Origin of the sequence: Nocardia sp. 852002-20019_SCH5090214, assembly GCF_001665865.1 — a bacterium.
GTDB classification, from domain to species: domain Bacteria; phylum Actinomycetota; class Actinomycetes; order Mycobacteriales; family Mycobacteriaceae; genus Nocardia; species Nocardia nova.
In genome coordinates this window covers 1-21,142 of the sequence record NZ_LZMK01000044.1, presented here as the reverse complement: position 1 = coordinate 21,142, position 21,142 = coordinate 1, and the positions used below count along the sequence as shown (strand labels likewise).

The 21,142-nt window shown below is 67.1% G+C and carries 18 protein-coding genes and 4 tRNA genes; 11 read left to right on the top strand and 11 right to left on the bottom strand.

Annotated features, from left to right (window positions below; genetic code table 11):
* Positions 1 to 144 precede the first annotated feature (144 nt).
* The 6 genes from A5780_RS04890 to A5780_RS04865 all read right to left on the bottom strand — a co-directional run bounded on the left by A5780_RS04890 (position 145) and on the right by A5780_RS04865 (position 4,431).
* Positions 145 to 912: an FABP family protein gene (locus A5780_RS04890; RefSeq protein ID WP_064907827.1), complete on the bottom strand. Its 768-nt coding sequence runs from the start codon at positions 910 to 912 to the stop codon at positions 145 to 147.
* 214 nt (positions 913 to 1,126) lie between these two features.
* On the bottom strand, positions 1,127 to 1,432 hold the full coding sequence (locus A5780_RS04885) for a DUF1416 domain-containing protein (RefSeq protein WP_063018085.1): 306 nt from the start codon (positions 1,430 to 1,432) through the stop codon (positions 1,127 to 1,129).
* Between the two features lie 6 nt (positions 1,433 to 1,438).
* A complete protein-coding gene (locus A5780_RS04880) occupies positions 1,439 to 2,272 on the bottom strand; it encodes a sulfurtransferase (protein WP_063018087.1) in 834 nt (277 codons plus the stop codon).
* A 64-nt stretch (positions 2,273 to 2,336) separates the two neighbouring features.
* Positions 2,337 to 2,822, bottom strand: a complete 486-nt coding sequence (locus tag A5780_RS04875) for a DUF4395 domain-containing protein (protein ID WP_063018089.1) — start codon at positions 2,820 to 2,822, stop codon at positions 2,337 to 2,339.
* A 359-nt stretch (positions 2,823 to 3,181) separates the two neighbouring features.
* Positions 3,182 to 3,628, bottom strand: a complete 447-nt coding sequence (locus A5780_RS04870; RefSeq protein ID WP_063018091.1) for a thioredoxin family protein — start codon at positions 3,626 to 3,628, stop codon at positions 3,182 to 3,184.
* Positions 3,625 to 4,431 carry an LmeA family phospholipid-binding protein gene (locus A5780_RS04865; protein WP_030517446.1) on the bottom strand — a complete coding sequence of 269 codons (807 nt, stop codon included), beginning with the start codon at positions 4,429 to 4,431 and terminating at the stop codon, positions 3,625 to 3,627. The genes A5780_RS04870 and A5780_RS04865 overlap by 4 nt, the downstream gene beginning before the upstream one ends.
* A gap of 310 nt (positions 4,432 to 4,741) precedes the next feature.
* On the opposite strand from A5780_RS04865, the gene A5780_RS04860 reads away from it, so the two are divergent.
* The 7 genes from A5780_RS04860 to A5780_RS04830 all read left to right on the top strand — a co-directional run bounded on the left by A5780_RS04860 (position 4,742) and on the right by A5780_RS04830 (position 12,705).
* Entirely contained in the window at positions 4,742 to 5,515 is a 774-nt protein-coding gene (locus A5780_RS04860) for a response regulator transcription factor (protein WP_063018093.1), read from the top strand.
* A gap of 236 nt (positions 5,516 to 5,751) precedes the next feature.
* The gene (gene mshD / locus A5780_RS04855; RefSeq protein WP_369829508.1) at positions 5,752 to 6,729 is read left to right on the top strand and encodes a mycothiol synthase; all 978 of its coding nucleotides are present in this window, start codon (positions 5,752 to 5,754) and stop codon (positions 6,727 to 6,729) included.
* A 228-nt stretch (positions 6,730 to 6,957) separates the two neighbouring features.
* The gene (pstS, locus tag A5780_RS04850) at positions 6,958 to 8,070 is read left to right on the top strand and encodes a phosphate ABC transporter substrate-binding protein PstS (protein WP_063018098.1); all 1,113 of its coding nucleotides are present in this window, start codon (positions 6,958 to 6,960) and stop codon (positions 8,068 to 8,070) included.
* A 106-nt stretch (positions 8,071 to 8,176) separates the two neighbouring features.
* A complete protein-coding gene (pstC, locus tag A5780_RS04845; RefSeq protein ID WP_030517450.1) occupies positions 8,177 to 9,148 on the top strand; it encodes a phosphate ABC transporter permease subunit PstC in 972 nt (323 codons plus the stop codon).
* The gene (gene pstA / locus A5780_RS04840) at positions 9,148 to 10,047 is read left to right on the top strand and encodes a phosphate ABC transporter permease PstA (protein ID WP_063018100.1); all 900 of its coding nucleotides are present in this window, start codon (positions 9,148 to 9,150) and stop codon (positions 10,045 to 10,047) included. Before pstC ends, pstA begins: the two co-directional genes overlap by 1 nt.
* A gap of 19 nt (positions 10,048 to 10,066) precedes the next feature.
* A complete protein-coding gene (gene pstB, locus A5780_RS04835) occupies positions 10,067 to 10,843 on the top strand; it encodes a phosphate ABC transporter ATP-binding protein PstB (RefSeq protein WP_063018102.1) in 777 nt (258 codons plus the stop codon).
* A gap of 278 nt (positions 10,844 to 11,121) precedes the next feature.
* Entirely contained in the window at positions 11,122 to 12,705 is a 1,584-nt protein-coding gene (locus A5780_RS04830; RefSeq protein ID WP_231982855.1) for an MFS transporter, read from the top strand.
* A 53-nt stretch (positions 12,706 to 12,758) separates the two neighbouring features.
* Here A5780_RS04830 and phoU read toward each other — a convergent pair whose 3' ends face one another.
* The 5 genes from phoU to A5780_RS04805 all read right to left on the bottom strand — a co-directional run bounded on the left by phoU (position 12,759) and on the right by A5780_RS04805 (position 18,905).
* Positions 12,759 to 13,430 (bottom strand): phosphate signaling complex protein PhoU, encoded by a 672-nt coding sequence (phoU, locus tag A5780_RS04825; RefSeq protein WP_063018103.1) that lies wholly within the window; start codon positions 13,428 to 13,430, stop codon positions 12,759 to 12,761.
* Positions 13,431 to 13,528: 98 nt separating this feature from the next.
* Entirely contained in the window at positions 13,529 to 16,090 is a 2,562-nt protein-coding gene (locus A5780_RS04820) for an LCP family protein (RefSeq protein WP_064907823.1), read from the bottom strand.
* A gap of 176 nt (positions 16,091 to 16,266) precedes the next feature.
* On the bottom strand, positions 16,267 to 17,388 hold the full coding sequence (gene dusB, locus A5780_RS04815) for a tRNA dihydrouridine synthase DusB (protein WP_197516698.1): 1,122 nt from the start codon (positions 17,386 to 17,388) through the stop codon (positions 16,267 to 16,269).
* 142 nt (positions 17,389 to 17,530) lie between these two features.
* On the bottom strand, positions 17,531 to 18,496 hold the full coding sequence (locus A5780_RS04810) for an acyl-ACP desaturase (RefSeq protein ID WP_063017025.1): 966 nt from the start codon (positions 18,494 to 18,496) through the stop codon (positions 17,531 to 17,533).
* A gap of 336 nt (positions 18,497 to 18,832) precedes the next feature.
* Positions 18,833 to 18,905: transfer RNA gene (locus tag A5780_RS04805), tRNA-Lys, on the bottom strand.
* 920 nt (positions 18,906 to 19,825) lie between these two features.
* Here A5780_RS04805 and A5780_RS04800 point away from each other — a divergent pair.
* The 4 genes from A5780_RS04800 (at position 19,826) to A5780_RS04785 (ending at position 20,863) form a co-directional block, all read left to right on the top strand.
* The gene (locus tag A5780_RS04800) at positions 19,826 to 20,491 is read left to right on the top strand and encodes a TetR/AcrR family transcriptional regulator (RefSeq protein ID WP_063017027.1); all 666 of its coding nucleotides are present in this window, start codon (positions 19,826 to 19,828) and stop codon (positions 20,489 to 20,491) included.
* A 91-nt stretch (positions 20,492 to 20,582) separates the two neighbouring features.
* Positions 20,583 to 20,655, top strand: a tRNA-Glu gene (locus A5780_RS04795).
* Between the two features lie 28 nt (positions 20,656 to 20,683).
* Positions 20,684 to 20,757, top strand: a tRNA-Asp gene (locus tag A5780_RS04790).
* 32 nt (positions 20,758 to 20,789) lie between these two features.
* Positions 20,790 to 20,863, top strand: a tRNA-Phe gene (locus A5780_RS04785).
* The last annotated feature ends 279 nt before the right edge of the window (positions 20,864 to 21,142 follow it).

Below are 21,142 nucleotides of genomic sequence, written 5' to 3'. Positions count from 1 at the left end.
CGCTGAACTAATCCAAGGCAGTCACCCGGCCCCCGAGCCCCCGGTTTGTCCGACCGGGACCGCGAGAGATCAGATCTCCGCGGTACGGCTCGGGGGCCGTGCTCTTTCCGCCTGAGATCAGGGCCGACGTTGCCCGGGCTCGGCTCAGCCGATGTAGCGCTGAAGGCGAGCGGAGAGGCGGGGTTTCAGGGCGCCGTCGGCTTCCACTCGTTCCTCGACATAGCCGAGGTCGCCGCCTTCGACGATGCCGTAGAGGCGTTTGGCGCCGCCGACCACCGCGCCGGACTGGCTGCGGATCACGACGTCGGTGGCCAGTTCCCAGGACGACTGGGTGAGGGCCTGGCCGTAGAAGAGTTCGACGATGCCGGAGCTGTGGGTCAGCAGGAGTTCGATGACCTCGTCGTCGCCGTCGATGCCGACCCGCCAGAAGCCGCTCTCGCGCAGATCGGGGCCGGAGTAGTTGCCTTCGGCGTCGATGACCCAGGAACGAGAATCCCAGGACAGATAGTCGCCACCGTCGTGGGAGACGATGATCTGCTGGCCGAAGTGGTAGTCGCCGCCGCGCTCGGGATCGTTGCCCTCGCCCTCACCGCGCCAGACGCCCACCAGGGGCAGCAGCGCGAGCATGGAGGCACTCAGATCGGGACCCAGTCGCAGATTCGCGGTGTCCTCGGGCAGCGGCAGACCCGGCAGCTGCGGAATGTTGCGGCCGCCGGTGGATTTTGCGCGCTCGGCAGCCTCGGCTACCGCCTCGTCGCCACTGCGGCGAGCCGCGTCATTGTCACTGCGGCGAGCCGCGTCATCTGGACTGCGGCGAGCCGCGTCATCGCTCTCGCGCCCCTCGGCATGCGCCTGTGAGGCGTGTCCGTTGGTCGCTGCGTTTTCGACGTTCTCGCTCGCCGAATCGGTCACGACTCGGTGAAGAGCCGGTAGAGGACGTACAGCCCGAACCAGGCGATCAGCACGGAGCAGATGACCAGCAGAATCTCGAAGGTTAAGACCACATATCGGAGTTTAACGACCCGCTCGGCGAAGACGAAAACGGCCCCGGGAAAACGAATCCCGGGGCCGTTCGCGTGCGATGAGCGCAGTTTTCGGCGCGTGCCGTCGACGCTCGGCGTCGGTGTTACTTGGCGACGCTCACGTCGATGTTGTGGACGCCCGCCCCTTCGGGGCTGACCTTGGCCGATCCGTTGCCGGCCGACGACAGGGCCCGGATGGTCCAGGTGCCGGGCGCGGCGAAGAAGCGGAAATCACCGGTGCCGGAGGCCACGACCTCGGCGGTGAACTCGTCGCTCGAGTCCAGCAGGCGGACGAAGGCGCCGCCTACCGGGTTACCGTCCGCATCGAGGACGCGTCCGGTGAGGACGGTCTCCTTCTCGGTGTCGACGTTGGCCGGAAGGGCCTGACCCTGGGTAGGTGCTGCACACATATCTATTTACGCTCCCAACTCGATCGGTGCACCGACGAGGGAGCCGTATTCGGTCCAGCTCCCGTCGTAGTTCTTGACGTTCTTGTGGCCCAGCAGCTCCTGCAGCACGAACCAGGTGTGCGACGAGCGCTCACCGATGCGGCAGTAGGCGATGGTCTCCTTCTCGCCGTCGAGGCCCGCTTCCTTGTAGATGGAAGCCAGTTCCTCGTCGGACTTGAAGGTGCCGTCCTCGTTCGCGGCCTTGCTCCACGGCACGTTGATGGCGCCGGGGATGTGGCCGGGACGCTGGCTCTGCTCCTGCGGCAGGTGCGCGGGAGCGAGAATCTTGCCGGAGAACTCGTCGGGCGAACGCACGTCGACGAGGTTCTTGACGCCGATCGCCTGGATGGCGTCGTCGCGGAAGGCGCGGATCGACAGGTCCTGCTCGGAGGCCTTGTAGGTCGTCGCCGGACGGGTCACCGCATCGGTCGACAGCGGGCGGGCGTCGAGCTCCCACTTCTTGCGGCCGCCGTCGAGCAGCTTCACGTTCTGGTGGCCGTAGAGCTTGAAGTACCAGTACGCGTAGGCCGCGAACCAATTGTTGTTGCCACCGTAGAGAACGACGGTGTCGTCGTTGCCGATACCGCGGGCCGACAGCAGATCCGAGAACTGCTCCCGGTTGACGAAGTCACGCCGAACCGGATCCTGCAGATCCTTCTTCCAGTCGATCTTGACGGCACCCTCGATGTGGCCCGTGTCGTAGGCGGAGGTGTCCTCGTCGACCTCGACGATCACGACGCCGGGGGTGTTGAGGTTCTCTTCGACCCAGTCTGCGGAGACCAGGACATCGGAGCGAGCCATGTTGTTCCTTTCGATGTGACTTGCCGGGGTATGTGGAGAGATGAGTTGTGGTTCGTGGGGGCGGTCAGTTCGCCGAGTTGCTCGTCGTGACCGGGGTGCGCGCGCCGAGCCGCTGGGTGAGCGGATAGATCTTGCAGCCCAAGCAGATTCCGAACGCCGCGTTGAGGAACGCCGCGAACAGTGCGAAGGCGGTGAAGATCGCGCCCACCACGCCGGCCCCGGCCGCGAAGCCGATGAAACCGACGATCGCGAAGACGAAACCGACCAGCTGTGCGAACCGCAGCGGCGGCACCGGCTCGGTTTCGGTCGCCGGGCCGATGCGCGGCGCGGCGAAGGTGGCGAAGACCCAGCCGTAGGGGCTGCGCCGCGGACCGTACAGCGCGCCGAGGGCGAACACGATCGCTTGCAGGGCGATCAGCACCGCGGCGGCGGCGGTCGAGAAGGCGGAGACGATCAGGACCAGCACGAGGACACCGGTGGTGATCCACGCCGCGAACCGCGGTCCGCGGACGTCCACCTGACCGGTGGGTGAGTTGGTGTTCTGGGGCACGGGAACTCCTGCGCTGAAGAAGGCTTATCTGGCTTATCCGGTTGCGGGTTATCCGTCAGATAGGTCGGATCACCGGGGGATCGACGAGATCTCACACGCGGTGGAGAAACCGGTCGGCGGCAGGGGATACGAAAGGCCGACCGGCTACATGCACAGGCAGCAACAACCGCCGAGGCGGCACAGATCAACTGTGCGGCGTCGGGTGAGCATCAGCTCTCGGCGGGTTTGCACGCCAAGCAGTTTACCCGGTTTCGGGAGGGAATTGGACCCGGGGTACGAAACACGGGCGGGCGCCGGGCGCGTAGACGGCGTGGGGGACAGTTCGAGCAACGGCCGAAAAGCCCTTGTGAGCAGGAAGTTCAGGCCGCCTCGGGAACCGTCAGCGGAGCCAGTGCGCTACGCAGGTCGGTGGCCTTGGGCACACCCGAGATCCGGAACCGCTCGCGCCCGTGGGCGTCGAAGACGAACGTGGTGGGCAGCGACAGGACATTGAGCTCGCGCGCCAGGTCCGCCTCGGCGTCGATATCGACCTCGACGTCGCGGGGCGGCTGCACGGTATCGGCCAGATCGGCGACGACCCCGGCCACCACCCGCCGGACCGCTGCGCACGGACCGCACCATTCGGCGGAGAAGTGCAGGACGGTCGGCACCGCCTCGGTGACACCGACGGCGCTGAGCAGTTCGGTACGCGAACCCGCGATCTCGGTGGTCTTGGCCGTCCGGACGCGGCCCTCGCGGTAGCGCAGGGCAATACCCGCGGCCACCCCGGCCAGCAGGACGACGGCCAGAATCGTGAGTTCAATCATGGTCGGGCAAACCTGTCCATATCAATGCGAATATTCTCCCCTTCCCCCTCTACCACGATATTGCCGCCGATGGCCTGCACCTTCTTCGGGGGCACCCCGAACGGCAGATCCTTGGTGTCGATGGTGCGGGTGAAGCGGGCCAGTACCGCGGCCTTGTCCAGGTCGGGACCCAGTTCCGCGGCGGTGGTGGTGGGCGCGGTGGTATCGACGCCGCCGTGATAAAGGTCGGTGGCGACCAGTTTGATCTGATCTCCGTCGAGGAACAGATCGGCCTTCACGCTCACCCGGTCGGTACTGCGGGTCTCCGGGCCGAGCTGGATGGTGCCGGTGAGGACCAGGGCGCCCTGGGTGGTCATGCCCGACCCGCCGGAACCCCCGGTGCCGTCGGATTTGTCGGCCGGGCGGGTGACCACCTCGAGGTCCGGAATGTTGAACAGGCGCCCCAGCTCGACCGGTTCGATCCGCATCCGGCCTGCCACCTGGTCGACCATCACCGAGCGCATGTCGTTGTCCACCAGATCGTGCATCGACAGGTGGACACCGTTCAGGGTGGCTTCGACGAGGATCTCGCCGGGAATGTCGGGACGGTTGGCGCGCGCCCGGATCTCGAGGTTGCGGTAGTCGCCGCGCGCGGTCTGGGCCAGGAACGGGAAGCCGTGAATGGTCACTTCGGGATCGGCGCTGAGTTCACCGCCGGCCCGCAGCGACCGCGATACCCGGTACTCCGAGTAGGCCGCCGCAGTGAAATCGACCACTACGGCGATCGCGACCACCAGCAGCAGTCCGACGATCAGTTTTCTCATCCACATGCTCCGAGTTCAGGCCGTCCGTGCGCGCGGAACACTGCGGTCGCGCGCGGAGGGGTACGAGGCGTGGGCGTCTCGAGGAGAGGCTACCCGGTACGAAGATATCTGCCCGGACCACGCGGGCGCGCGGGCGTGGGCGCGGCGGCGGCCATCACCGCTGTTCTCCGCGCGGGTGCGGCGGAGTGCGCAATACATGATCGGCGCCGCGCACGCGCTAATGTAGGCACGAATTACCTGTGCCGACGCGCATGGATTCGCGATTGACGTCGAGGTTGCCCGCGGACATGCCAGATTGGGAGGAGAGCCGGTGGAGCTGCTCCTGCTGACCTCCGATCCGAACCCGGAAGCCGTGCTGCCGTCCTTGGCGCTGCTCCCGCACAATGTGCGGCCCGCGCCCACCGAGGTGGCATCACTGCTCGAGGCGGGTACCGCGGATGTGGCTCTGGTCGATGCCCGCACCGATCTGGCCGCCGCGCGCGGACTGTGCAGGCTGCTCGGCAGCACCGGCTCCTCGGTGCCGGTGGTGGCGGTGCTGACCGAGGGCGGTCTGGTCGCGGTCAATGCCGATTGGGGACTGGACGACATCCTGCTGCCGGGAACCGGTCCGGCCGAACTCGATGCCCGGCTGCGCCTGCTGGTCGCCCGCAACGGCGGCGCGGCCAGCCCGGAGAACACCGGCAAGATCACACTCGGCGAACTGGTCATCGACGAGGGCACCTACACCGCGCGGTTGCGCGGCCGCCCACTCGATCTGACCTACAAGGAATTCGAGCTGCTGAAATATCTCGCCCAGCACGCCGGCCGGGTCTTCACCCGCGCCCAGTTGCTGCAGGAGGTCTGGGGTTACGACTTCTTCGGCGGCACCCGCACGGTCGACGTGCACGTGCGGCGGCTGCGAGCCAAACTCGGCAGTGAGTACGAATCCCTGATCGGCACCGTCCGCAACGTCGGTTACAAGGCGGTTCGCCCGGCGCGCTCGGCCAACAACAAGGGCAGCGAGCAGCCGGCCGGCCTCCCGGACGAGGGCGACGACGGCGCCGACGACTCGCAGTTGACGCAGGTCAACGGCAGCTCGTCCTGAGATCGGTGACGGGCCTGAGCGGGCCGGGGTGCGATGGACGAGCGGGATGCCGCTGCGGTTGGCCGCGGCACGGACGATCGGCCCGCGAAAACGGTTGCGCCGAAACGAAACCGGCCGCTGGGGTAGCCGGCCGCCGCGGGCGGGAATCAGGGCGGTAGCCGAGCACGTTCTGGGAGGGGCCGATTGCCGCAAGTGCCGGTTGCCGGCGGACGTGAACGAATGAGCGAGGGATGGGTGTGAGCGTGCAGGTGCCGGACTGGACCACCGAATTGGCCCCAGCGACCGCGGCGCAGATCGTGGAGCTGGTGGAACGCGCGGGTGCCGCCGACGCGGTCGCGCCGATCTCCGAACAAGCGGTGCTCTCGGTGACGGCATCCGCGTCGCCCGCGCACGACGATGCCGACGCCGATGCGCCGACCGGCCGGACGCGGCATCTGGTCGTCGAGCGTGACGGCGAACTCGTCGCGTACGCGAATCTCGTTCCGGCACACGGTGATCACCCGGCGATGGCCGAGGCCGTGGTGGATCCGCGGGCGCGCGGGCGCGGTATCGGCGCGACGCTCGTCGCGGCGGCCCTGCAAGCGGGTGGTCCGGGTGCCCGGATCTGGGCGCACGGCAATCTGGCGCCGGCGCGGGCGGTCGCCGGCCGGCTCGGGCTGACGATCGCACGCGAGTTGTGGCAGATGCGGCGGCCCCTGACACAGGCTCCGGAGGGCGATCAGGCAACCGTCGAGCTACCCGAGCTGGAGGTGCCTGCCGACATCGTGCTGCGGACCTATGCCGGGCCCGCCGACGACGCGGAGATCCTGCGGGTCAACAGCGCCGCCTTCCACTGGCATCCCGAACAGGGCGGCTGGACCGAGGCCGAGATCGCGGTCCGGCGGGCGGCGGCCTGGTTCGACCCGAAGGGCCTGTTCATCGCCGCCGATCCCGCGGATCCCAGCCATATCCTGGGCTTTCACTGGACCAAGGTGCACGAGCCGGACGAGACCTCGGACGCGGTCGGCGAGGTCTACGTGGTGGCCATCGACCCGGCCGCGCAGGGCCGCGGACTGGGACGCGTGCTGACCCTCGCGGGCCTGCACTACCTGCGCGACCGGGGACTCGGCGCGGTGATCCTCTACACCGAGGCCGACAACACCGCGGCCGTGCACACCTATACTCGTCTCGGGTTCGAGACGGCCCATATCGACGTCGCCTACACCGCGCGTTGATACCCTCGCAGTAACACTGCGGCAAATCTCACAGGTCCGAACCGCAATCGCGCCGGGTTGTTCACCCTGCGTTCACTTGCCCAGGTCCCACTGTCAACCGGACGAATCTACTTTGATCGTGGGCGGCATTCGCTGCTCGGTGCGCAAGTTCTCTGCGAACGGCCACCCACAGGACCCGTCCGGTCGTTGAGGGATCGGGCGTGTACGAAGCGTTTCCCGGAGGAACAGGTGAATTTCAAGCGCAGCGGCGCTCTCCTCGGTGTGCTGGCGGCTGCCGGCACTCTGACACTGACTGCCTGTGGTAGCGACGACAACTCGGCCGCGACCGGTAACACCACCAAGGTCGATGTGGCCTGCGGTGGCAAGAAGGCTCTCAAGGCCAGCGGATCCTCCGCTCAGAAGAACGCGATGGACCGCTTCATCGCCGCCTACGAGCAGAACTGCGACGGCGCCAAGCTGGACTACACCTCCAGCGGCTCCGGCGCCGGCGTGAACGAGTTCGTCGGCGGCCAGACCGATTTCGGTGGTTCGGACTCCGCTCTGGACCCGAAGAAGGACGAGCCGAAGAAGGCCGCCGACCGTTGTGGCGCACCGGCTTGGAACCTGCCGACGGTCTTCGGTCCGATCGCCATCACCTACAACCTCGACGGTGTCACCAACCTGACCCTCGACGGCCCGACGGCGGCGAAGATCTTCAACGGCACCATCACCAAGTGGGACGACCCGGCGATCAAGGGCCTGAACCAGGGCGTGAACCTGCCGTCGGACGAGATCCACGTGATCTTCCGCAGTGACGAGTCGGGCACCACCGACAACTTCCAGCGCTACCTGGACGCCGCCTCCAACGGCGCGTGGGGCAAGGGCGCGGGCAAGGCGTTCGCCGGCGGTGTCGGCGAGGGTGCGAAGGGCAACGAGGGCACCTCGGCCGCCATCAAGAGCACCAAGGGCTCCATCACGTACAACGAGTGGTCCTTCGCGCGGTCGCAGAACCTGTCCACCGCGCAGATCATCACCGATGCCGCCGTGAAGCCGGTGGCGCTCAACACCGAGTCGGCCGGTAAGGCCATCGCCGCCGCGAAGATCGTCGGTCAGGGCAACGACCTGATCATCGACACCAACTCGTTCTACAAGCCGACCGATCCGGGCGCCTACCCGATCATGCTGGCCACCTACGAGATCGTGTGCTCGAAGTACGCCGACGCCGACACCGGCAAAGCCGTCAAGGCGTTCCTGACCTCGGCGATCACCAACGGTCAGAACGGACTCGAGGACTCCGGCTACGTGCCGATCCCGGATGCGTTCAAGACCAAGCTGACCACCGCGATCAACGCCATCTCCTGATTGCGAAACCCTGATGACCGTCCACGACGAAGTCACCGCCGCGGGCCAGTCGGATTCGACCGGCCCGCGGACGGGCAACGAAGTCCCGCCGGGAGATACTTCCTCCATGCCGAGTGAGTCGAGCAACAAGCCGGCCGGTCGCATCGCCGGCGGCCACAGCCGCCGGGGGGAGACCGTTTTCCGTTCCCTGGCCACGGCCGCCGGGGCGACGATCGTCGCGGCGATCGCGCTCATCGCGCTGTTTCTGCTGATTCGCGCGGTGCCGTCGGTAGCGGCGAACAAGGCGAACTTCTTCACCAGTGCCGAGTTCAACGTCACCAATGCCGACAACATGCACTTCGGCATCCGCGACCTGTTCATGGTCACGGTGCTGAGTTCGCTGCTGGCATTGCTGATCGCCGTGCCGCTCGGCGTCGGTATCGCGTTGTTCCTGACGCAGTACGCGCCGAAGGTCCTCTCGCGTCCGTTCGCGATGCTGGTCGATCTGCTCGCGGCGGTGCCTTCGATCGTGTTCGGTCTGTGGGGTTTCCTGGTGCTGGCCGAGAAGCTGGCGCCCTTCGAACAATTCCTCAACGACAAATTGGGCTGGTTCTTCCTGTTCAAGGAAGGCAACGTCTCCATCAGCGGCGGTGGCACGATCTTCACCGCCGGTGTCGTGCTCGCGGTGATGATCCTGCCGATCATCACCTCGGTCAGCCGCGAGGTCTTCCACCTGACTCCCCGCGCGCACATCGAGGCCGCACAGGCCCTGGGCGCCACCAAGTGGGAGGTCGTGCGGATGACCGTGCTGCCGTACGGCCGCAGCGGTGTCATCGCCGGTTCCATGCTGGGGCTCGGCCGCGCGCTGGGTGAAACCATCGCGGTGCTGATCGTGCTGCGCACCGCCGCCTCGGCCGGCCACTGGTCGCTGTTCGACGGTGGCTACACCTTCGCCTCCAAGATCGCCTCGGCCGCTTCGGAATTCAGCCAGGCGTTGCCGACCGGCGCCTATATCGCGGCGGGCTTCGTACTGTTCGCGTTGACCTTCGTCGTCAATGCCCTGGCTCGGATCGCCGCCGGCGGGAAGGTGAACGGGTGATGACCACCACATTGGACAAGCCGATCAAGGCGCCCACGTTCCGCCACGTGAGCATGGGCCGCAAGGTCCGCAACAACCTCGCCACCTCGGTCATGTGGCTGTGCTTCGGCATCGCGCTGGTCCCGCTGGGCTGGGTGCTGATCCTGGTGCTGAGCAAGGGTTTCCACGCGATCGTCAGCAGTGGCTGGTGGTCCAAGTCGCAGAAGGGCGTGCTGCCCGACCAGTTCGCGGGCGGTGTGTACCACGCGATCTACGGGACGATCGTGCAATCGGCGGTGGCCGCGGTGATCGCGGTGCCGCTGGGCATCATGGCCGCCGTGTATCTGGTCGAATACGGCCGCGGCTGGCTGGCGAAGACGACCACCTTCATGGTCGACATCCTCGCCGGTGTGCCCTCGATCGTGGCCGCGCTCTTCGTCTTCGCGCTGTGGATCGCCACCTTCGGTTTCCCGCAGTCGGCCTTCGCGGTGTCGCTGGCACTGGTGCTGCTGATGTTGCCGGTGGTGGTGCGCAGCACCGAGGAAATGCTCAAACTCGTGCCCGACGAATTACGCGAGGCCTCCTACGCGCTGGGCATCCCGAAATGGAAGACGATCCTGCGGATCGTCGTGCCGACCGCTCTGCCCGGCATGATCAGCGGTATGTTGCTGGCGGTCGCCCGCGTCATGGGTGAGACCGCGCCGGTGCTGGTCCTCGTCGGCTACTCGAAGTCGATCAACTCCAACATCTTCAACGGAAATATGGCGTCGCTGCCGCTGATGATCTACCAGGAACTGGCCAACCCGGAAGCGGCCGGCCGGATGCGAGTGTGGGGCGCGTCGCTGACGCTGATCCTGATCATCGCCCTGCTGTACATCGGCGCGGCCGTGGTCAACAAACTGCTCACGCGGAATCGATAGAAGCGAACGGAATACGACAATGGCCAAGCGGATCGACGTCAAAGATCTCAACATCTTCTACGGCAAATTCCACGCCGTATCCGATGTGTCGCTGACCGTGTTGCCGCGCAGCGTCACCGCTTTCATCGGCCCGTCCGGTTGCGGTAAGTCGACGGTGCTGCGTTCGCTCAACCGCATGCACGAGGTGACTCCGAACGCCCGCGTCGAGGGCGCGGTGCTGCTCGACGGTGAGGACATCTACGGCTCCGCGGTCGACCCGGTCGGCGTGCGGCGCACCATCGGCATGGTGTTCCAGCGGCCGAACCCGTTCCCCACCATGTCGATTCGCGACAATGTGGTGGCCGGGCTGAAGCTGCAGGGGGTGCGCAACCGCAAGGAGCTCGAAGAGGTCGCCGAGCGCTCGCTGCGTGGCGCCAACCTGTGGAACGAGGTGAAGGATCGCCTCGACAAGCCCGGTGGTGGCCTGTCCGGCGGTCAGCAGCAGCGTCTGTGCATCGCCCGCGCGATCGCGGTCTCGCCCGACGTGCTGCTGATGGACGAGCCGTGTTCGGCGCTGGACCCCATCTCCACACTCGCGATCGAGGACCTGATCTCCGAGCTGAAGAAGGAGTACACGATCGTCATCGTCACCCACAACATGCAGCAGGCCGCGCGCGTGAGTGATCAGACGGCGTTCTTCAACCTGGAAGCCCAGGGCAAGCCCGGCAAGCTCATCGAAATCGACGAGACCGAGCGGATCTTCTCCAACCCCACCCAGAAGGCGACCGAGGACTACATCTCCGGCCGCTTCGGATAAAGTTCTCCGAACGTTCTGATCGCGGGCTGAGTCCCTCCGCGTTTCGAAACCCCGTCCCTGGTGGACGGGGTTTTCTCATGCGCACAGGTGTGTGTGTCGCGTATCACATCGTCGGCCGAGTTGTGTGCTCGCTCATCTCATACCGTAGTCGGTTGTCTGGCACTCGTGGTAACAGTTACCTTCCTCCTGAACTAAACCGATCGTTATAGTCAGGAGGCGGGATGTCGGTGTCAACGGCGAGACCTGTAGCCCAGCAGGGGATTCCGATCGCGACGCGCATGCGGATTTTCGCGTTGGTCGCGATCTGTCTGGCCGAACTGCTGGTCGTACTGGACAACACGCTGGTCAATGTGGCCCTGCCGTCGATGGCGGTGCAGTTGCAGGCCCGGATGAGCGGGCTGCAGTGGATCGTGGACGCGTTCACCTTGGCTTTCGCCGGGCTGCTGTTGCCGCTCGGCCATCTCGGTGACCGCTACGGCCGCCGCAGGCTGATGATCATCGGCCTGGCGGGTGTGGCCGTCATGTCGGCCGCCGGTGCGATGTCCTCGGGCCTCGGCCAGGTGATCGCCGCGCGGGCCGGCATGGGCGTCTTCGCCGCCGCGGTGTTCCCGGCGACGCTGGCCCTGATCATCAACCTGTTCCCGGAGACACGCGCCCGGGCCGCGGCCATCGCGCTGTGGACCGCCATGGCCGGTATCGCGGTGGCGATCGGGCCGGTCACCGGCGGCTGGCTGCTCGAATACTTCAGCTGGCACGCCGTGTTCTGGATCAATGTGCCGATCGCCGCGATCACGATCGCGGCAGTGCTCGTCGTCGTCCCGGAATCGCGGGCCGATCACAGCGGGCGGCTCGACGTGCTCGGTATCGGCCTCTCGCTGGTGGCGGTCACGACGCTGGTGTGGACGATCATCGAGGCGCCGAAGCACGGCTGGCTGTCCGGACGCAGCGTCGGCGGCTACGCAGTTTCGCTGATTCTGCTTGCGCTGTATGTGATCTGGGAGTTGCGGGTGGACTCACCGGTGCTGAACATGCGGCTGTTCCGGATCCGGCGCTTCTCGATCCCGGCCTTGGCGATCACCGTCTCCTACTTCTGTGCCTTCGGATTCCTGTTCCTGATCACCCAGTACTTCCAGGGTGTGAAGGAATTGAGCGCGCTCGAATTCGGCATCCACTCATTGCCTTTCGCGGCCGCGGTCGGCTTCGGCGCGCCTGTGGCGACGCTGGCCGCGCAGCGCATCGGCACCACCGCCACCGTCGTGTGCGGCCTGCTCCTGCTGGCCGCCGGCATGTTCTTCGCGGGCCGGGTGACCGTCGAAACGCCCTATCTGGGAACGGTTCTGATCTCGATGGTCCTGATGGGTGTCGGCTTCGGCGTTGTGCAGGGACCGGCCACCGAATCCATCATGGGCGCGGTGCCGATCGAGGAGGCGGGCGCCGGATCGGCGGTCAACGACACCACCCGCGAGGTGGGCGGCACCCTCGGCGTCGCCGTCCTCGGCTCGATCATGACCTCGGTCTACACCGGTCGAGTCGGCGCCCGCATCGACGCGATCCCGGACGCGATCATGAATCCCACGCAGAAGAGCCTGGCCCGCGACACCCCCATCAGCGTGCTGGAAATCGTCAAGGCGCCGATCAGCCCGTTCTTCGCCGGTGCGAAAGCCGATCTGGTGCATGCCATGAAGGTGGCCGCGCTGGCCGGCTCGACGGCCGCATCCTGGGCGGCGGTCGGGGCCCTGCTGGTCTGCGCGGTGCTCGTCGCGGTGCTGTTGCCGTGGAAGCCCGAGCGCGGCGCGTCGCTACTGCTGGGCCGAACCTCGGAGGAGGAGCCGGCGAAAGCCGATGCCATCAGTCGGACATGAAAACTCGCTGCCCGTCCGTGCTCCGGACGGGCAGCAACCTCCGCGGAACCGGTTCAGATCTTCTCGGTTTCGGAGTCCGGGTCGGGCGGCAGCACACCTGTCACTAGGAAGACGACCCGGCGGCCGATCTCGACCGCGTGGTCGGCGAAGCGCTCGTAGTAGCGGCCCAGCAGCGTGACATCGACGGCGGCGGCCACGCCGTACTTCCATTCCCTGTCCATCAGCAGGGAGAACAGGTGGCGATGCAGATCGTCCATCGCCTCGTCGTCCTCGTTGAGCTGCGCGGCCCGCTCCGGATCGCGCGTCTCCAGGACCTCCTTGGCGGCGGCGCCCATATTCACCGCGATGCGGCCCATCTCGGCGAAGTAGCCGTTCACCGATTCCGGGAGCGCGTGGTTCGGGTGCCGGCGCCGGGCCACCTTGGCCACGTGCAGCGCCAGCACACCCATCCGATTCACATCGGAGACGATCTGGATGGCGCTCACCACCTGCCGCAGGTCACCGGCCACCGGCGCCTGCAGCGCCAGCAGTGCGAACGCCTTCTCCTCGGCCTGCGCGATCATCTCGGCGATCCGGTCGTACTCGGTGATCACCTGTTCGGCCAACACGATGTCGGCCTGCAGCAGCGACTGGGTCGCCCGCTCCATGGCCGAGCCGGCCAGTCCGGCCATCTCGCCCAGAAGATCGGCGAGTTCGGCCATTTGTTCGTTGTAGATGACACGCATGAAACCAAAGACTAGTTCCCGGCTCTGACCAAGTCACGAACGGTGGGTGAATCGTCGGTGCCGGTGCGATCGGCGATGTCGCCGCAGGTGAGCGCGGCTCACTTGCAGAGGTCGTCACCCGCGTTGACGTGTTCGAGGTCGGAGGGGAGTGTGACCGGCGTCGCGGCGGCATCGGTGGCTCCGGCCGGGGCGGGAACCGGCGATCCGAACGCGGTCGGTGTGCCGACGGTGCCGGCGAAGTCCGCGCCGAGCGCCACCTCCACGATGCTGCCCAGACCCGAGGCCACGGCCAGCTTCGCGCCGGGCAACGCCGAGGCGACCGTCGCTGCCTCGGCCTCGTGACCGGCCGAATAGCGGACGGTGGTGGTGTCGATCGTGCCGCCGGAATAGTTGCCGACGTTGTAGATCTGGAAGCCGTCGGCCGCGAATTTCGTCGCCGCCGTATTCGCCACGCCGGTCACTCCGGAACCGTTGGAGACCTGCACCGACACCGTGCTCGGATCCACGGCGGTCAGCTGCGGCGGGGCCGGGGCCTGAGCGGGTTTGGACGGCTCCGGCGCCTTCTTCTCACCCGGCAGCGGCTGGTCGTCGATGATCGCCTGGAAGATCGCCTTGATATCCGATTCGCGGGGGATCTCGTTGCCGTAGGAGGTGGTGCCCGCGGTCGGCACCGTCAGGAACGTGATCGCGCCCGCGCTCACCTTCTGCAGTGAGCGGCCCAGCATCAGCAGATCCTTGGTGTTGACGTTGTCCATGAAGGCATGGCTGCTGAACGCGCCGATGAAGCCGTTGAGTTTGCCGATGTCGAAGAGCACCTTCGACGACAGGGCACTGCGCAGCAGCGAGGACAGGAACAGCTGCTGGCGGTGGATGCGGTCGTAGTCGCTGCGTTCCTCGCCCTGCACGTGGCGAGCGCGGACGTAGTCCAGCGCGGTCGGGCCGTTGAGGATCTGGCGACCCGGATTCGGCAGCACCGTGCCGAGCTCCTCGTCGACCAGAGGCCGGTTGGTGCACACCTCGACACCGCCGATGGTGTCGACCATCGACTGGAAACCGCTGAAGTCGATGCCGACGAAGTGGCTGATCTTCAGACCGGACAGCTTCTGGATCACCTTGGTCAGGCATTTCGGACCACCCAGGGCATAGGTGGCGTTGAGCTTGTCGCCGATCGCGGAGGGGAATTTCGCGTCGGTGTATTTGGCCTTGTCGTTGTCCCAGCCCTCGCATTCCGGGCGACTGACGTCGAGGTCGCGCGGGAACGAGACGGCGACCACGCGGGAGCGGTCCGCCGGAATGTGTACCAGCATCACCGTGTCCGACCGAGAACCCTCGGCATCCTCGGTGGTGCCGGCGCCGAGCTGGCTGTCCACGCCGGCGCGGGTGTCGGTGCCGACGATGAGGAAGTTCTCGTCACCGGTCTGGCCGCCGGGATCGACGATGTCGGCGGAATTCTCGTCCAACGCCGACACCTGGGTGAAACCGTTGTCGGTGGCGCGCAGATAGTTCCAGCCGACACCGGTCATGACGAGGGCCAGTACCGCACACATCGAGGTGGTCACCCGGGCCGCGAGCCGAGCGCGCCGCCGCCGGCGCTGCCTGCTCGCCGCCAGTCGCGACAACGGCGGCTTGCCCACCGCCTCCGGTGCGGCGGAAGCCTCTGCCTCCGTGCCGGATTCGTCGTCGGGCATGGGCAGCTGGTCGGTCACCTGCTCGGCGACGGGCGCCTTACCGGCGACCGGCCGATCGACCGGACTGTCGGCGGCTGGGGCGCGGTGGACCGTGGTGGCCTGGACATCGGCGGAAACCGGTGCGCCACTTCGCGTTGCGGCGGCTTCCGGTCGCGATCCCGGTTTGGATGCCGCGCGCAGGTCGGTACCGCCGCCGACGCGACGCGGGTCGGCGGCGGTACCCGGCACGACCGGAGCGGCCGCGGCCGACGGGCGTGGGCCCGCCGCGGGTTCACGCCCGTCGGCCGGTCCGGGGTGCGGCGGCGCGGCCTTCGGATCGGGACCTCGCCGACCCGGTGCCGCAGGCGTGGCCGACTGCTCGGGGCGCGGCCGTCGGGTGCGCGGGTCGGGGCCGGGTTTGCCGCCCGGGGCGTTGCCATCGGCCGGTGTCCGCCCGCGTGCGTTCGGGATGGCGCCCGATGCGCCGGTCGGCGCCTGCCCGCGGGCCGTGGGCCCGGGTGCTGCGGGTCCGGGTGCTGCGGGACGTGGCGCGGCGCCGGGGGCGAGGTCGCGGGGATCGACCCGGCGTTCGCTGCCGCCCCGGCCGGGCGGGTTCGGAGGCTGGGCGGCTCGCGGGTTGCCGCGACCGGCCGTCCGGTTCGCACCGGTGGCGGGCCGGGCGGTGTTATCCGTTGTGCGCCCGCGGTTTCCGGCCTGACGGCCGGCGTCCTCCGGCTGCGGGTTACGACCGCGGCCGGAGCCGCTCTCGCCCGCTTTGCGGCGCTTGTCCGCGGCCTCGTCCTTGCGGCGACGCTCGATACGTTCACTGTCGACCCGCTGAACGAGGTCGTGGACGGTGATCGGCTTGGAGGTCTGCGGTTCGTCCGCACGCCGGTTGCGAGGGGCGTCGTCGGAATCCGGCGCAGGGTATCGCTCCCACGGGGCGCGACCTCCGGGCCGGGACGAACGCCCGCGCCGATCGTCGTCACCCACCAACGAACCTCACTTCACTCTTCGTCGCGACCGGAGCTGTCGATTCCATCACTCCGGTGGCGGCACGCGCAGTCACATCCGGCCGAATCGGCCCCAGCCATGATAACGATTACGCCACAGTTGGCCACTTCTAAACCAGCCATCACTGTCGGCGCAGGTCGGAGAGTATCTGCGCGTCAGCCTCCGCTGTGCATCACATCGGCGGCCGCGGGCACGGTGGGATCCTCGGGATCGTCGAGCCAGCCCTCCGGCAGCACCACCTTCGCCGCGGGTGAGCCCTGTCGCCCGCGCGGTCCCTGCGCATCCGTGGGGAACGGCACATCCGGCGGCAGCTGGTCGATCAGCTCGCGCAACTGGGTCAGGCTGCCCACGGTCGCGAAGCTGCGGCGCAGCTGCGAACCGAGCGGGAAGCCCATGAAGTACCAGGCCATATGTTTGCGGATATCGCGCATGGCCTTGTCCTCGCCGTCGTGGTCGACGAGCAGCGTCGCGTGCCGGTACAGGATCTCGCCGACCCGGCCCAGTCGCGGTCCCTCCGGAATCGGCTCCCCGCGCAGCGCGGCGCTCAGCTCGGCGAACAGCCACGGTCTGCCCAAGCAGCCGCGTCCGACGACCACACCGTCACAACCGGTTTCGGCGATCATCGCGAGTGCGTCTGCGGCGCTGAAGATATCGCCGTTGCCGAGTACCGGGATCGTGGTGACGGCTTCCTTGAGCCGCGCGATGGCCGACCAGTCGGCCGTGCCGGAATACAGCTGCGCGGCGGTACGGGCGTGCAGCGACACCGCGGCGGCGCCCTCGGCCTCGGCGATGCGTCCGGTGTCGAGATAGGTCTGATGGTCGTCGTCGATGCCGATGCGGAATTTGAATGTCACCGGGACACCGGCGGGTTCGGCCGCCGCGACCATCTCCCGCACGATCTCGGCGAACAGCCGCCGCTTGTAGGGCAGCGCCGCACCCCCGCCGAGCCGGGTGACCTTCTTCACGGGACAGCCGAGGTTCATATCGATGTGGTCGGCCCACCCCTCGCCGACGATGATGCGCACCGCCTCGCCGAGCGTCTTCGGGTCCACGCCGTAGAGCTGCATCGAGCGGGGATGTTCGTCCTCGTCGAAGGCCATCATGTGCAGCGTCTTCTCGTGCCGCTCGACCACCGCGCGGGCGGTGATCATCTCGCAGACGTAGATCGAGGTGCGGCTGCCGAATTCGCGGCACAGCTTGCGGAACGCGACATTGGTGATCCCGGCCATCGGGGCGAGCACCACCGGCGGATCGACGGGGTAGGGGCCGATTCGCAATCCGGTTCTGGTGTCGAGTGCCGCGGTCACGAGTTCCAGTGTCCCATCCGAATGACAGTGCGAGAGATCACAGGGGTGCCCTGTGCGTGCGACGGGACCGGTGCCGTGCGGCACCGGTCCCGGTCGTAGTCGTGGGGCGAGCTCAGCTCGCCGCGGTGAGGTCGCGTTCGCGCTTGGCGGCCTCGCGGGCCAGCATGCGGTCGCGCTGCTCCTCGAACTTCAGGACGTCCTTGCCCAGCTGGTCGAGGAACAGGCCGAGCCGCTCGCGGGTCGCCTCGCCGCGCGCGGTGAAGTCGTCGCGCTCGAAGATGCGCCACTTCTTCAGCACCGGCTGGACGACCTCTTCGAGGTGCTGGCGCAGGTCGTAGATGCCGTGCTTGGCCATCAGCACACCGTTGCGGCGGAAGTTCGGCATTCCGGCGCCGGGCATCTGGAAGTTCTCGAGGATCAGGGTGATCGCGTCGAGGGCCTGGTCGGGCGCCAGATCCAGCGCCGCACCGCACATGTTGCGGTAGAAGATCATGTGCAGGTTCTCGTCGGCGGCGACGCGCTGCAGCATGCGGTCGGCGATCGCGTCGTCGCACACCTTGCCGGTGTTGCGGTGGCTGACGCGGGTGGCCAGCTCCTGGAAGGTCACATAGGCGACCGAGTGCAGGAAGCCGGCGTCGGCCTCGGCAGGGGAGGCGAAGCCGTTGGTCATGTGGACCATGCGGGCCTGTTCCAGCGCCACCGGGTCCACGCCGCGCGTGACCACGAGGTAGTCGCGCATCACGATGCCGTGGCGGTTCTCCTCGGCGGTCCAGCGACCGACCCAGGTTCCCCAGGCGCCGTCCTGGGAGAAGTTCTCGGCGATTTCGCGGTGGTAGGAGGGCAGGTTGTCCTCGGTGAGGAGGTTGGTGATCATCGCGGCCTTCGCCACTTCACTGAGCTTCGACTGCTCCGGATCCCAGTCGACGCCGCCCAGCGCGGCGAAGTTGCGCCCCTCGTCCCACGGCACGTAGTCGTGCGGGTGCCATTCCTTGGCCATCGAAAGGTGCCGGTTGACGTTTTCTTCGGCAACCGGCTCCAACTCCGTCAGCAGCTCGAGTTGAGTCAGATCCCTTGCCATACATACGCCCTTCGGTGTTGTCCTGCGATATTGCTGGTCGCCCCCCTGCTGGCCGTGCCGCCGCCGCCCATACCTTACGGCACCGTAGGTGTGATGCGAAGCGCACCTGTATGAGTTCACAGCATCGGTGACGGAACTCATAAGGGTGTTCGGCACATGCCCCAACCGGTGCGAGTGTAGGTGGGAGACCTGTGCGCCAACGGTGTATCGCCTGGGAGTCGTGAACGTTAGCCGAGCATCGGATTTCTGGGTCCCGGGTGCCCGCGCCGCTGGTCGCGGCACGAAACAGAGCCCGAGACGACGATGGGCCGGAACTCTCGCTCCGGCCCATCGGTGTGCCCCCACCAGGGCTCGAACCTGGGACCTGCGGATTAAAAGTCCGTAGCTCTACCAACTGAGCTATAGGGGCGCGGTCCGCAAGTCTAATGTTTCGCGCGCGGAAGTGGTAACCGGTATCCGTGTGACGGTGTGGCGGTGGGCATCTGCCCTGGTGGCGCGGCCCTCCGGGGCGAAGTGGCGACTGCCGGGAGCGGGATCGCCGCCGGCGGGACCCGGGGCGCCTCCTGAACGCCGGGCGACGTCCGCCCGACCCGGCCCGGTGGACCTGTGCGCGGATCGGCCGGCCCGGCAGCGCCGGGGCGTTCCCGTATACCCGGCCGATTCTCGGGCAATCTCCTTGCTCAGCAATTTGTTTCAGCGCGGAAGTGTGGAAACATTGTCCAAACGTAGTGCGTGACAACATATTTGGTACGGGAGGTGATCGTGTCGGTGGATCCGCCCGGTGGCCGACCGCAGCGGCCGGGATGAGTCCCGGGTATCGACGGTGCCGGCCGTGGTGGTGAACATTGCTGGGGCGCGCCGGAATTCGCATACGCGGGCGCTAACCGGGCATTTGCCACGAGCGGTCCCGGTTTCCGGTGAAGTGACTCCTCGGTACGTGGCGCGTCGTCTCGGGATTCGGGGTACGGTGATCGCTTGGTGAATTCCGGCGAAACCGGGAGATCTTCCGGCGGTTGGGATTCGGCCGAAGGTTGTTGTGCCGGCACATGTCGCGATCGGCCGGGCCGGTCGCGAGGTCGGAGGAGACGACGTCGCAGGAGGCGGATCCGAGACGAGCAAAACGCCCGGGTGCGCACCCCCTGCGGCGCACCCGGACGTCGAAACTATACCAGCTGGTGTGTTTCAGGTATCCCTGCGAATTTTCGTACCAAAAGTCTGAAAGCCGGGCGGTAGCCCGGAATTAAGTATTTGAAAATCTAATAACTTCTCGTCGAGGACCGTCCCCTATCGGTTCCTCCGGCGGCAAGCAGCTTCGGAGGCGTTTCGAGCATGGCACGGCAGCAAGAGCGGGCCCGCCGGACACGGGCGGCGATCATCAGGTCCGCCGCCGTTGAATTCGGGAAGAGCGGCTACGCCGCGGCATCGCTGAATCGCATATTGGAGGGATCGCGCGCGACCAAGGGCGCGATGTACTTCCATTTCGATTCCAAGGAGGATCTGGCCCGGGCGGTGCTGGACGCTGCCGTCGAACGATATCGGGCGACCACCGAAAGGTGGCTGGCCAGAACGGATCTCGAGCCGCTGGACATCATGCACGGGATGATCGACGAGGTCGCGCTGCGCCTGGAGAACGACATCATCGCCCAGGCGGAGTTCCGGCTCGTGATCGAACCCGAGTTCTATCAGGACGCGCGGTCGGGCGGCAGCCGGATCGTCAGCCGGTCGGCGCGACTGCTCGCGGTGCGTGCCGTCGACCGCAAGCAACTGCGCCTGGACACCGACCCGGACCGGTTCACCCGCACCCTGGCGGCCGCGCTGGCCGGACAGCGCTACATCATCGATCTGCTGGGCGGCGGGGTCGATCTGCGCACCCGGTTCACCGAGGCGCTGGAGGTGATCATCGAGGCGATGGCGACTCAGGATTGGCTCGAGGAGTTCCGCCGGCACGGCTGGAAGGCCTCGGCACGCCTGGAAGATCTGAATCTGGGCCTCTGACCAGCCGATTTGGGAATAGCGCAAAGCCTGTCATAAGCTATGCGAGCTCCCAACGGAAGCCGTTGAGGTACGGACCGGAGAGATCCGGCGGGCCCCCTTCGTCTAGCGGCCTAGGACGCCGCCCTTTCAAGGCGGTAGCGCGGGTTCGAATCCCGTAGGGGGTACGGTGGCAACACCGTTGAGAGCATGCAAGGCCCTGTGGCGCAGTTGGTTAGCGCGCCGCCCTGTCACGGCGGAGGTCGCGGGTTCGAGTCCCGTCAGGGTCGCTTTGTTGTACGGCATTCGGTTCGGGTGCCCCGGCCAGGTAGCTCAGTTGGTACGAGCGTCCGCCTGAAAAGCGGAAGGTCGCCGGTTCGATCCCGGCCTTGGCCACTTTGAAATCCCCTCGACCTGTGGTCGGGGGGATTTTTGTCTTCGACGGCCATGACTGGTCCCGGATGAACGGGGCGCCCCGCGTAACCCTTCGCGCGCCGCTGCTCTCAACAGCTACCCGAACCGCTCGAACCAGCCGAGCCGCTCCACGTGGCACACCCCGATCGCCCGCCTCGAAGAGCTCATCCACGGTACGCGCGCCCGCCCCTACCTCGTCGACCCCGTCTAACCGTGGATGAGTGGAGACCCCTACATAGAGTCCGCTTCGCCCAGGGCGGG

Bases quoted from the DNA above. Each gene is read 5' to 3' on its own strand.
- A5780_RS04885 (WP_063018085.1), bottom strand. From the start codon at position 1,432: ATGTGTGCAGCACCTACCCAGGGTCAGGCCCTTCCGGCCAACGTCGAC.
- A5780_RS04880 (WP_063018087.1), bottom strand. From the start codon at position 2,272: ATGGCTCGCTCCGATGTCCTGGTCTCCGCAGACTGGGTCGAAGAGAAC.
- A5780_RS04870 (WP_063018091.1), bottom strand. From the start codon at position 3,628: ATGATTGAACTCACGATTCTGGCCGTCGTCCTGCTGGCCGGGGTGGCC.
- A5780_RS04865 (WP_030517446.1), bottom strand. From the start codon at position 4,431: ATGAGAAAACTGATCGTCGGACTGCTGCTGGTGGTCGCGATCGCCGTA.
- pstC (WP_030517450.1), top strand. From the start codon at position 8,177: ATGCCGAGTGAGTCGAGCAACAAGCCGGCCGGTCGCATCGCCGGCGGC.
- pstA (WP_063018100.1), top strand. From the start codon at position 9,148: ATGACCACCACATTGGACAAGCCGATCAAGGCGCCCACGTTCCGCCAC.
- pstB (WP_063018102.1), top strand. From the start codon at position 10,067: ATGGCCAAGCGGATCGACGTCAAAGATCTCAACATCTTCTACGGCAAA.
- A5780_RS04830 (WP_231982855.1), top strand. From the start codon at position 11,122: ATGCGGATTTTCGCGTTGGTCGCGATCTGTCTGGCCGAACTGCTGGTC.
- phoU (WP_063018103.1), bottom strand. From the start codon at position 13,430: ATGCGTGTCATCTACAACGAACAAATGGCCGAACTCGCCGATCTTCTG.
- A5780_RS04810 (WP_063017025.1), bottom strand. From the start codon at position 18,496: ATGGCAAGGGATCTGACTCAACTCGAGCTGCTGACGGAGTTGGAGCCG.
- A5780_RS04800 (WP_063017027.1), top strand. From the start codon at position 19,826: ATGGCACGGCAGCAAGAGCGGGCCCGCCGGACACGGGCGGCGATCATC.